Genomic DNA, 11,204 nt, shown 5'->3' with positions numbered 1-11,204 from the left:
CGCGCCCGCGGTGATCGACCAGGTCGCCTGGCGGGGAGCGGGCGAGGCGAGCGTCGCCGTCCTGCTCTCCTCCGTCCCCGCGCGCCGGGAGGCCCAGCTCTGGACCTGGACGCTCGGCCCCGGGGACCGCTACGACGCGCAGCCCGACCCCGAGGGGTGGCACGAGATCCTGCTCGTCACCGCCGGCGCGCTCCTCCTGGAGCGGGAGGGCGAGGAGCCCGTGCGGCTGGAGCCCGGACGGCACCTCGCCTTCCCGACCTCGCGGCACTACTCCTACGTGAACGCGGTGGCTGCCGTCACGACGCTCGTCCGGATAGTGGTCGACTGACGGGTCGGCGCCTCAGGCCCGCGAGCGCAGGGTCTCGAGCAGCGCCGCGGGGGTCTCGGGGTCGTCGAGGCTGATCGCGAACTCGCGCGAGCGGTCCGTCGTCACCACCAGCCCCGGCCCGGCGTGCAGGATGACCGCCGAGCGGCCCGGCATCACCCGGTACCCCCAGCCGCCCCACTCCGACGGCCGCAGCTGGGCCGTGCCGGCCGAGGCGATGGTGTCGAGCGGGATGCGGCGCAGCGGGATGCCGAGGGCGGTCGTGACGACGCGGAGGCCGCGGCGGTCGGCGGTCACCCTCAGGCGGGAGAAGGAGAGGAGCACGAGCGCGACGACGCCGAGGACGACGGCCGTCGCGATCGCCGGACCGGTGGCGCCTGCCGCGACGAGCGTCGCGAGGGAGAGGGCCGCGCCCGCCGCCGCGGCGATCGCGGCGACGGCGAACACCGGGCCCGTCAGCGTCTGCGACCAGGCGCCGGTCTCCTCGGCCGCGAGCGGCAGGCGGCCGGCGGCGAGGCGGGAGGCGCGCCGGGTGCCCGGAGCGATCAGCGCGGGCACGACGGCGAAGAGCATTCCTCCGAGCAGCGCGAGCAGCCACCCGCCGAGCTCCGCCCCCTCGGCGCGCCCGGCCGCGAGCGTCGTGCCGACCGAGGTCGCCCAGGCGGAGGCGCCCAGCCCGGCCACGAGGCCGAGGGTCGCCAGCAGGAGCCGCGGGGCGCGCCCGACGGCCGCCGCCACGAGGCCCGCGACGGCCGGGAGCCCGGAGAGCACGAGGGCGATCGCGAGCAGGGCGCCCGTCGACGCGGTCGCATCGGCCGCCCCGGTGCCCGACCAGTGCGAGGCGAGCTCCGCGGGCAGCGCGTCGTCCAGGACGAGGCGCGAGACGAGCACTCCGGCGGCGGGGAGCAGGAGGGACGCGGCGGCGAGGAGCTCGCGGCGGCGGTCGGCGGTGGCGGTCATGATCCGGTCCTCTCGATCAGGCGGACGAGCTCCGCCGGGGTGATGCCGCTGCGACGGGCCTCCGCGAGCAGCTCGTCGACCAGGGCGGTGACGCGCACGAGCCCGGGCCCGGCCGATTCCGTGATCCACGCGCCGCGGCCCCGGCGCATCTGGAGGATCCCGTCGTCGCGCAGGGCGGCGTACGCGCGCAGCACGGTGTGCATGTTGATGCCGAGCGAGTCGGCGAGCTCGCGGGCGGGCGGCAGGCGGTCGCCCGCCGAGAGCTCGCCCCGGGCGACGGCCGAGCGCACCTGCGACTCCAGCTGGTCGGCGAGCGAGCCCGCCGCGGAGTGGTCGACCCGGAACAACATGTTCACAATGTTAGTAGAACAAGCAGTGCACCACCAGGTCCTCAGTGCAGCGCGAGCGACACCGCCAGCACCACCATCACGACCGCCACGGCCGCGTCGAGGATCCGCCAGGCCCCGCGGCTCCGGAACAGCGGCCGCAGCGCCCGCGCCCCGAAGCCGAGAGCGGTGAACCACAGCACGCTTCCGGCCGCCGCCCCCGCCCCGAACCACCAGCGCTCGGCGCCGTGCGTGTTCGCCACCGACCCGAGCAGCACGACCGTGTCGAGGTAGACGTGCGGGTTCAGCAGCGTGAGCGCCAGGCACGTGCCGATCGCCGTGCGGAGCGACGTCGAGGCGCCGGCCGGATCGCCGTCGAGGGTCCCCGGCCGCAGTGCGCGTCTCGCCGCCATCACCGCGTAGGCGAGGAGGAAGACGATGCCGCCCCAGCGGATCACCACCAGCAGCCACGGCGCCGACTCCAGGACCGCTCCGATCCCCGCGATCCCGAGCACGATCAGCGCGGCGTCGCAGAGCGCGCAGATCGCGACGACGGCGGGCACGTGCTCGCGGCGGAGGCCCTGGCGGAGCACGAAGGCGTTCTGCGCGCCGATCGCGATGATGAGCGAGAGGCCGAAGCCGAGGCCGGAGAGGGCGGCGAGGAGGGGGGACACGCTCCGACGCTAGGACGGGGCCCTCCTGTAGACCAGCTCATGCTCCTTCAGTACCGTGAGCAGCACTGATGCTGACCGACGATCTCGACCTCTCCCGCCTGCGCGCGCTCGCCGCCTCCGTCCGGTTCGGCTCCTTCGACGCCGCCGCCCGAGCCCTGCACATCACCCCCTCCGCCCTCAGCCAGCGGATCAAGGCGCTCGAGACCGCTGCCGGCCGCGTCCTGCTGGTGCGCTCGCGCCCGGTCGTCGCGACCGAGGCCGGTGCGGGGCTCCTCCGCCTCGCCCGCCAGATCGAGCTCCTCGCCGACGACGCCGTCCGCTCGCTCGGCGGCGAGGACGCCGCGGGGGCGGGCCCGGTCGTCCTCCCGCTCGCCGTCAACGCCGACTCCCTGGCCACCTGGGTGCTGCCCGCGCTCGCCTCCGTCCCCGACGTCGTGGTGGAGCTGCACCGCGAGGACCAGGCGCACACCACCGCGTTCCTCCGCGACGGCACCGTGCTGGCGGCCGTCACCGGCGAGTCGGAGGCGGTGCTGGGCTGCACCGTCGCGCCCCTCGGAGTGATGCGGTACCGCGCCATGGCCTCGCCCGCGTTCGCCGAGCGCTGGTTCCCGGACGGCGGCACGGCCGGCCTCGCGAGCGCTCCGCTGGTCGTCTTCGACGAGAAGGACCGCCTGCAGGACGACTTCCTCCGAGCCGCCGGCGTCGAGGGCCGCCCGCCGCAGCACCGCGTCCCCGGATCGACCGACTTCGAGCGGGCCGTGCGCCTGGGCATGGGGTGGGGGATGCTGCCCGAGCTGCAGGCCCCGGTCGGCGGCGACGGCCTTGTCGAGCTGGGCGGCGACCCCGTCGACGTCCCCCTCTACTGGCAGCAGTGGGCCCTGCACACGCCCGCCCTCGACGCGGTCGCCGCGGCCGTCTCCGCCGCCGCGCGCGCGTCCCTCCGCTGAAGGCGCGGCTCAGACCGCGAACACGTCGCGGAGGGTCACCGTCTCGAGCGAGCGCTCGCGGAGGATGTCGACGAGCCGCGCGTAGACCTGCGTCACCGGATCGAAGTTGGCGTGCCCGATCACGATGTGCTGCGGCAGGAACCACTGGTCCGCGAAGCCGACCACCTGCTCCGGCGTGATCCGCCCCGAGTCCGAGAGCGAGCCGTACCAGAGCACCGTCGCCGTGTAGCCGATCGCCGCCGCGGCGGCCCGGCTCCGCTCGTCCGTGTACCCGAACGGCGGCCGGTAGAAGGGCGCCGCCTCCACCCCGTAGGTCGAGCGGATGAAGTCGCCGTTGCGGCCCAGCTCCTCCTGCACGCCGTCGCTCGAGAGGCTCGTCAGGTCGGCGTGCGACCAGGTGTGGTTCGCGAGCTGCACCTGCCCCGAGGCGACGAGCGGAGCCAGCAGCGGCGCGTTCACGGTCCACGAGTCGTACTTCCCGTTGAGGAAGAAGGTCAGACGGGTGCCGGTGTCGCGGGCGAACTGCGCGTAGGCGGCGACCACGTCGGAGTCCGCGCCGTCGTCGACGGTCCAGGCGAGCGTGCTCCCCTCGCCGGGCAGCTCCGAGATCGTGCCGGAGGGCAGCGGCGCCTTCCGCCGCACCGGAGCCGCCGCGGCGGTGGTGGTCGGCACGGGGCGGGGAGGGGTCGGTACGGCGGTCGGAGCGGCGGACGGCAGCACCGCCGCCGGCGCCGTGCTCGGCGGGAGCGCCGCGGGAGCGGGCCGGGCGGGCGTGCACCCCGTCAGCGCGACCGCCGAGGAGGCGATCCCCAGCAGCAGCGCGCGTCGCCTCAACCGGTCCACGGGCCCCCCTCGCGAGCCCCGTCCCCCGGAGCGTCCCCGCGACCGTAGCGGTCGGGGAGGGAACGGGCAACGCGGCGCGACACCCCTCCCTCCCCGCAGCCTCTACCGGAAGGTGCGCCTGACCGCGTTGTTCGCCGGCGTGGGATCGGCGGCGGCGGTCGACACCCTGGCGTCGATCGTCGTGGCGGCCGGCCGGTCGACCAGCGTCACCGAGTAGGTGGTGCTCCGCCCGGCCGAGACGCTCGGCGCGGTCCAGGTGAGGACCGTCGTGCCCGCCGCCGAGCCCTTCGTCTGCACGGCGCCGGGCGCACTCGCCACCGTTCCGCTGACGACGACCCGGGTGGTCGTCGTCGCCGCGTCCCGGGTGCCGGTGTTCCGGACGGTGATCGTGCCCGAGAGGGGAGCCGTCGCTGCCAGTCCCGGCGCCGGCGCCAGCGTCAGCGTGAGGTCGGCGCGGGTGGAGGACTTCACCTGCAGCGACTGCGTCACCGAGGTCGCGGCGAGCCAGGCGGAGTCGCCCGCCTGTGTGGCCCGGACGGTGCAGCTCGCCGCGCCCGTCAGCCGCACCGTCGCCGTGCCCGCGCCGGTCGCGGTCAGCGTGCAGCTGCCGCTCGCGTACAGCTTCACGGGCAGACCGGAGGAGGCGGTGGCCGCGACCGGGTAGGCGATCCCCTTCTCGGGCGAGGACGGCATCGCGGTCGAGAAGGCGACCTTCTGCGCCTTCTTCTTCTGCGGGACGACCGCGGCGACCGCGATCGACTGGGTCGCCCGGGGAGCCGCGTCGTGCGAGGCGTCGCCGGCCTGATCCGCGGTGACGGTGCAGGTGCCGGATCCGCTGAAGGTCACGACGCCGCTCGCGAGCGAGCACGCGCCCGTGGCGCCGATCGTGACCGGCAGACCGGAGGAGCCGCCCGCCGCGGTCGGCGTGTAGCGGCCGCCCGCGGTCGCCGTGCTCGGAGCCGCGGAGGTGAAGGCGACCGTCTGCAGCGCCTTGCCGATCGGGAACGTCCGGACGACCTGCTCCGCGGGCGCGTGAGCGTCGTCGCCGGCCTGATCCAGCGTCAGCGTGCAGGTGCCGACTGAGTCGTAGGACACCGTGCCGTCCTCTCCCAGCGAGCAGGAGTCGGAGGCGTCCAGCACCGGGTCGGCGCTCGACGGGCCGCGGACGATCGACGGGGTCCAGGAGCCGCCGATCCGGGCGTCCGTCGGAGCGGCGCCGCGGAACGACACCGCTCCCGCCGCCGTGCCGACCTCCACCGACTGCGTGATCCGCGGAGCCGCCGAGTGGCGCTCGTCCCCGGCCTGGTCCGCGGTCACCGTGCAGGTGCCGGAGCGGGTGAAGGTCACGACGCCGTCCGCGACCGTGCAGGACCCGGCCGCTCCGAGCACCACGGGGGCGCTCGACGCGCCGGCCGTCACGACGGGCGTGTAGGAGCCCCCCGCGACCGCCGCGTCGGGGACCGGCGAGGCGAACGCCAGCGTCTGGCCGAGGGCGCCGATCGCGAAGGTGCGGACGGACTGCGGAGCGGCGCCGTACCGCGAGTCGCCCGCCTGGTCGAGCGTCAGCGTGCAGGTGCCGACGGAGTCGTAGGACACCACTCCCGCGGCCGCCGAGCATGCTCCGGAGGCGGTCAGCACCGGACGCGCGGTGGAGGGTCCGGCGACGATCCGCGGGGTGGTCGTCCCGCCGACCGTCGCGCCGGTCGGCGCGCTGCCACCGAAGGAGACGGTGCCCGCGAGCAGTCCGACCGCGATCACCTGCGAGGCCCGCTCCGCCGCGTCGTACCGGGCGTCGCCCGTCTGGTCGGCGGTCACCGTGCAGGTGCCCGATCCGGTGAAGGAGACGACCCCGTTCGTGAGCGTGCAGGACCCGGAGGCGCCGAGCACCACGGGCCGCCCCGAGGCTCCACCGGTCGCGGTCGGGCGGTAGGCGCCGCCCGCGAGCGCCGAGTCCGGCGCCTGCGAGGTGAAGGCCACGGTCTGCGCGATCCGGGTGATCTCGAAGCTGCGCACCGCCGTCGGCGCTGCACTGTGGCGGGAGTCGCCCGCCTGGTCCAGCGTCAGCGTGCAGGTGCCTGCGGAATCGTAGGAGACCAGTCGGAAGGGCCCGACGGAGCAGGCGCCGGAGGCCGTCAGCACCGGGGGTGCGCTGGACGGGCCGGCGACGACCGCGGCCGTCGAGGAGCCCCCGACCCGGGCCGCGGCCGGAGCATCGCCGCCGAACGCGACGGTCCCCGCGAGCTGCGTGACCGCGACGGTCTGCGAGGCCTGCGCCGCCGCCGCGTAGCGCCCGTCTCCCGCCTGGTCCGCCGTGACGGTGCAGGTGCCGCTGCCGGCGAAGGTGACGACGCCGTCGGCGAGCGTGCAGGCGCCGGTCGCTCCGATCGTCACGGGGAGCCCGGAGGCGCCGCCCGTCGCGGTCGGAGTGAGCGTGTCGCCGGACGTGGCCGTCGACGGCGCGGTCGAGGTGAAGGCGACGGTCTGCGCGATCGCGGTGATCTCGAAGGTCTGGACCGCCCGCGCGGTGCCGTAGGTGGCGTCGCGGTAGTGGATCGCCGTCAGCGTGCAGGTGCCCGCGGAGTCGAACCGGACGGCGCCGTTCTCGCCGTCCGAGCAGGCGCCCGAGACGCTGAGCACCGAGGGGCCGGAGGACGGTCCGCGCGTGAAGGCGGGAGTGAAGGATCCGCCCACCTTCGCGTCGGTCGGGACGGCGGTCGTGAACGCCACGGAGCCGGGCGCGTAGCCGACCTCCACCTCCTGCACGGCGGGCCGGGCACTGTCGTACTGCCGGTTGCCGTTCTGGTAGGCGAAGACGCCGCAGACACCCTTCGTGGTGAAGGTGACCACGCCGTCCTTCGCCGAGCACGACGCGGTGGTGAGGAGGAACGGAGCGATGCCTGAGGCGCCGCCCTCGATCACGGGGCGGTACGTGTCCCCGAGGACGGCGCCGACCGGAGGCGCGCTCGTGATCCGGACCGTCTGCGGGAGGAAGTAGATCGAGTACTCCTGCTCGGCGTGCCGCGCGGGCCAGTAGCCGTCTCCGGGCTGGTCGAGGGACAGCACGCAGAGCCCGGCCCCGTCGTTCCGCACGGTCACTCCGTCCGGGAGGATCGAGCAGTCTCGGCTCGCGGAGAGCACGGGCACGCCCTTCGACGGGCCGGGCACGATCGTCGGCCGGTACGTCTCGAGCGACATCGCGTGCGGGGGCGCGGTGCTCCCGAAGGAGAGGTTCCCCTCGGGAGTCCCGACCGTGATGACCTGCCGGACCTGCGGAGCGGCGTCGTGCCGATCGTCCGCGGCCTGGTCGATCGTCACCGTGCAGGTGCCGTCGCCGAAGAACGTCACCACGTCGTCCGCGATGGTGCAGTTGCCGTTCTCGATCACCGCGATCACGAGCGGGTTGCCCGAGCCGCCGCCGGTCGCCTCGACCGTGTACCGGTCGTCGGTGAACACCCGGTCGGGCGGAGTCGACGTGACGACGACGGTCTGGGGGATCCGCGAGATCGGGACGAAGCGCACCAGGCCGTCGGCGGCCGCGTACACGTCGTCGCCCGGCTGGTCGAACTGCACGCCGCAGGTCGAGGGCTCGGTGTAGGTCAGGATCTGCGCGCCCGTCGCGTCAGGCGCGACGGTGCAGCCGAAGAAGGTCCTGACGAGCACCGGCAGTCCGGAGCTCGAGGACGCCGTGGCGACGCCGGTCGACTCCAGGACGCCGGTCTTCGGCACCGCGACCGTCAGCGTCTGCGACGCCTTCGCGACCTCGAGATCGAAGGAGGCGCGCCCCGCGGTGTAGTGGTCGTCGCCGGCCTGATCCGCGGTCACGGTGCAGGTGCCGCCGCGCGTGAAGGTCACGACGCCGTCGGCGATCGCGCAGGATCCGGTCGCTCCGATCGAGACGGGGCTCCCGGAGCCGCCGCCGGTGGCCGTCGGAGTGAAGGAGCCCAGCGCCGTCGGCGCGGTCGGCCGCGAGGAGGTGAAGGCGACCGTCTGCGAGAACTTCCGGACCGTGATCCGGAACGAGGACGTGCCGGTGTTGCCGGCCTCGTCGTCCGCGGTGCAGTCGACCGTCGTGTCCCCGATCGGGAAGACGCTGCCCGAGGCGGGCGTGCAGGTCGAGCCCACGGCTCCGTCGACCGCGTCCTCCGCGGAGGAGGCGAAGGTGACGACGGCGCCGGAGACGTCGGCCGGCTCGGCCGTGACGGCGGCGGGCACGGTCACGACGGGGGCCGACCGGTCGACCAGCGCGAAGGTGCCGGGGATCGACCGGAGGGTGTAGTTCGGCCCCGCGTCGCCTCCGTCGCACCTGGTGACGTAGTCGCCGACGGGCGTGCGCGCTCCGACCGTCACCTTCCCGGTGCCGTCCGCCGTGTAGTAGGCGCCGGTCGGCTCGGTGACGAACCGGTCGGTTCCTGCGAAGCCGTCGGCCGTGCAGGTGACCGTCGGGGCGGTCGCGGTGCCGTGCGCCTGCGTCCCGGGGCTCGACGCGGTCACCGTGAGGGGCGCCGGCGAGATCGTGAGCGCGCCGTCGATGGTGATCAGCTGTCCCGAAGGGTTCGTCAGGCCGGAGCAGCGCGTGGGGTAGCGGCCGACGGGGGTCGTCGCGGAGAGCGCCAGCGGCGTCGTGAATCCGGTGTCGGTCGCCGCATAGGCGCCGCAGGAGGCGGTCCCCGAGGGGGAGCCGGTCACGGAGGCCGTGATCGCGGGGGGAGTGGATCCGTAGGTCGACGAGGGCGAGGAGGCGGTCACCATCGGCACGGCCGCGACGATGCGCAGCGCGCCGTCCTTGTACCCCGCGATCGTGTAGTCGCTGCTGACCTTCGCGCCGCTGCACCGCGTGGTGAAGGTGGTGAAGGTGGAGGTGGGCCAGTTCGGGATCAGGCGGTAGATGACGTCGTCCGCCGTGACGATCGGGCGGTAGACGCCGGCCGTGAGCGGGGCGCCGAAGGTGTCGGAGCCGACGAAGGCGGCCGTGCAGCGCAGGTCGGGGGCCGGCGCGCCTCGCGGGTAGTCGACCGTCGGAGCGGTGACCGTGAGCGCCTTCGGCTTCGCCGTGAAGCTCTGCAGGGGCTCGCCCGCCCAGCCCAGAGGAGCGAGCGCGTCGAGCCTCGCCGCGAGCGTGCAGACGCCGGCGTGGAGCACGGTCACCCTCATGCCGCTGACGGAGCAGGTCTCGGCGGTCCTGCTGCTCAGGACGATCGAGCGGCCGGGCACATCGACGGCCTGCGCGTAGGGGCTCGCGTCGAAGGAGTCGCCGTACGCCTTCTGCGGGAGCGTCGACAGGTCGAAGCGCACGCCGCCCACCGCCACGGTGGCCGGGTCGCTGCGGACGCTGCCGCCGCAGGTGGTCAGGGTCGCCCGGTAGCGGTAGGAGCCGGTGGGATCGGGGCCGGCCTCGAGGAACGCGGTCCCGTCCTCCCGGGCGCCTGCCCGGCCGAGCGCGGGCTTCCACGTGGCGCCGCCGTCCGTGGACCTCTCCCAGGACACGGCGGGGATGCCGCCGTAGACGGCCGAGACGCTCACGCCCATCGTCAGCGTGTAGATCTGGTTGGTGACGCCCGCGATGTCCGAGGGCTGCCGGGTGATGACGGGTGTCGCGGCGCACGCGCGCACCTCGTGGCGCAGAGCGGGGAGCGCCGACCAGCTCCCGCGTCCCGCCTCGGCGGGGGTGATGGTGTCGGGGTAGTGCGCGCGGATCTCGTTCCAGCCCTGCGGGATGTCCCTCGTGGTCAGCACGCCGACGCCGTCCGCGTCGAGGGTCACCCTGCTGGTGCCCGCACCGGTGAGGATCTCGACGGTGCCGCCGGCGGCCACCGGTCGGCCCAGGCTCGGGATGGTCACCCTCGCGGTGACGGTGACCTCCTGCCCGAGCATCGAGAAGTCGGGGGTGCGCGTCACAGTCACGGCGGTGTCGTACACCGGAGCGACCACGGGGTCGGCCGCCGTCGGGCCGGCCGTCTGCGAGATCCTCGTCACGCTCGGGTCCACGTAGCTCGAGCCGCCGCCGCCGGCGCCGGGGTCGTTCATGACGCCGAGGGTGTCGTTCATGCTGCCGAACACGTAGGGCGATCCGCCGCCGCCGCCGTACCACCAGCCGGCCCCGCCGCCGCCGCCGCTGTGGCCGGGGAACGAGCAGTTGCCGCCGCCGCCGCGGGAGGCGCCGGCGTCGGCGCCCTTGCCGTCGTTGAGGAACACGCCCCACTGGCCGTTGTTGCCGTCGGCGCACTCGCCGAAGGTGCTGTAGCCGCGGGCGCCGGGCGAGCCGCCCGAGCTCTGCCCGGCCGCGCCGCCGCCGCCGCCGTCGGCCGCGTTGTTCCTGCCGCCGTTCCCGCCGCCCCTCGCGCCGCTGCCGGCGTCGGCGTCGCCGCCGACCGAGGACCGCCCGCCGCCGCCTCCGCCGCCCGCCGCCACGGCGAGGGCGTGCTGACAGCCGTCCGAGCCGGCCGTGCTGAGGTACTGGGCGTCGCCGCCCGCGCCGCCGGAGTCGCCCGCGTAGACGCCGCCGTTCACGTAGCGCGTGGCGCCTGCCGCTCCGGCCGGGGCGCCGGTGAGGCGCCCGATCTCCAGCACCTGCCCGGGTGTGACGGGCACCTCCACGACGAGGCTGGAGCCGCGTCCGCCGGCGTTGCCCGTCCCGAGGCCGCTCGCACCCTTCCCGCCGTTCTGGCCGCTGAGGACGGCGCGGACCGTCGAGACCCCGGTCGCGGGAACGGTGTACTGCGACACCGTCGAGACCTTCGGGGAGGTGAAGCACGCGGTGCTGAAGACCGGCGCCGCCGACGCGGTCGGCGCGGCCACGACGCTGAGTCCTGCGCCCGCTACGAGCACGGCCGCGGCGACGAGGGAACGGAGGAAGGACTGGCGCATGTGCTGCTACTCCCGGCTGCTGCCGGGAGCGGGCGCCCGCGGTCGGCTCAGAGTAGGGCGGTCGTAGACCCGCGAGGAAGGCGCAAGGTACACGAACGCCCTGCTCGGGGGGTACGGGAGGCCGCTTCTGCCGGAACCTCCCAGGAAGTACCCGTGCACGTCGACGCAGCGTCCTCACCCTGTCGGGGGAGCGTCTCGGCCGTCTACGGCGGCATCCCCGCCGTGTCCTGGGAGAGGTCCACGGACGGCGGCGCCACGTGGAAGC

Annotated in this window: 6 protein-coding genes and 1 pseudogene; 2 read left to right on the top strand and 5 right to left on the bottom strand. The window is 75.0% G+C overall.

The annotated features are described in order from the left end of the window. A pseudogene (locus tag C5C27_RS18160) lies at positions 1–328 on the top strand (Cro/Cl family transcriptional regulator); the annotation flags it as partial. 12 nt (positions 329–340) lie between these two features. Here C5C27_RS18160 and C5C27_RS14655 read toward each other — a convergent pair. From C5C27_RS14655 to C5C27_RS14645, 3 genes are read right to left on the bottom strand one after another with little or no spacing between them, the layout of a single operon-like run. Beyond that, complete coding sequence (locus C5C27_RS14655; protein WP_104314773.1) at positions 341–1,285, bottom strand: hypothetical protein; 945 nt, start codon at positions 1,283–1,285, stop codon at positions 341–343. Further along, complete coding sequence (locus tag C5C27_RS14650) at positions 1,282–1,635, bottom strand: GntR family transcriptional regulator (protein WP_104225158.1); 354 nt, start codon at positions 1,633–1,635, stop codon at positions 1,282–1,284. Before C5C27_RS14650 ends, C5C27_RS14655 begins: the two co-directional genes overlap by 4 nt. Before the next feature lie 41 nt (positions 1,636–1,676). Further along, the gene (locus tag C5C27_RS14645; RefSeq protein ID WP_104239556.1) at positions 1,677–2,285 is read right to left on the bottom strand and encodes a LysE/ArgO family amino acid transporter; all 609 of its coding nucleotides are present in this window, start codon (positions 2,283–2,285) and stop codon (positions 1,677–1,679) included. 68 nt (positions 2,286–2,353) lie between these two features. Between C5C27_RS14645 and C5C27_RS14640 the strand changes: the two genes are divergently transcribed. Next, positions 2,354–3,232, top strand: a complete 879-nt coding sequence (locus C5C27_RS14640; protein WP_104314772.1) for a LysR family transcriptional regulator ArgP — start codon at positions 2,354–2,356, stop codon at positions 3,230–3,232. Between the two features lie 9 nt (positions 3,233–3,241). Here the strand turns inward: C5C27_RS14640 and C5C27_RS14635 are convergent, their stop codons facing one another. Together C5C27_RS14635 and C5C27_RS14630 are read right to left on the bottom strand one after the other, a co-directional pair. After that, positions 3,242–4,075 carry a polysaccharide deacetylase family protein gene (locus tag C5C27_RS14635; RefSeq protein WP_219812312.1) on the bottom strand — a complete coding sequence of 278 codons (834 nt, stop codon included), beginning with the start codon at positions 4,073–4,075 and terminating at the stop codon, positions 3,242–3,244. A gap of 102 nt (positions 4,076–4,177) precedes the next feature. Further along, positions 4,178–10,939, bottom strand: coding sequence for an HYR domain-containing protein (locus C5C27_RS14630; RefSeq protein WP_146079704.1), 6,762 nt, complete (start codon positions 10,937–10,939; stop codon positions 4,178–4,180). Between the last annotated feature and the right edge of the window lie 265 nt (positions 10,940–11,204).

Source organism: Rathayibacter sp. AY2B7 (assembly GCF_002931635.1).
Lineage (GTDB): Bacteria > Actinomycetota > Actinomycetes > Actinomycetales > Microbacteriaceae > Rathayibacter.
This window is presented reverse-complemented; position numbering and strand designations above follow the sequence as displayed.

Coding starts and splice junctions, on each gene's coding strand:
- C5C27_RS14640 (WP_104314772.1), top strand. CDS start 2,354: ATGCTGACCGACGATCTCGACCTCTCCCGCCTGCGCGCGCTCGCCGCC.
- C5C27_RS14655 (WP_104314773.1), bottom strand. CDS start 1,285: ATGACCGCCACCGCCGACCGCCGCCGCGAGCTCCTCGCCGCCGCGTCC.
- C5C27_RS14630 (WP_146079704.1), bottom strand. CDS start 10,939: ATGCGCCAGTCCTTCCTCCGTTCCCTCGTCGCCGCGGCCGTGCTCGTA.
- C5C27_RS14650 (WP_104225158.1), bottom strand. CDS start 1,635: ATGTTGTTCCGGGTCGACCACTCCGCGGCGGGCTCGCTCGCCGACCAG.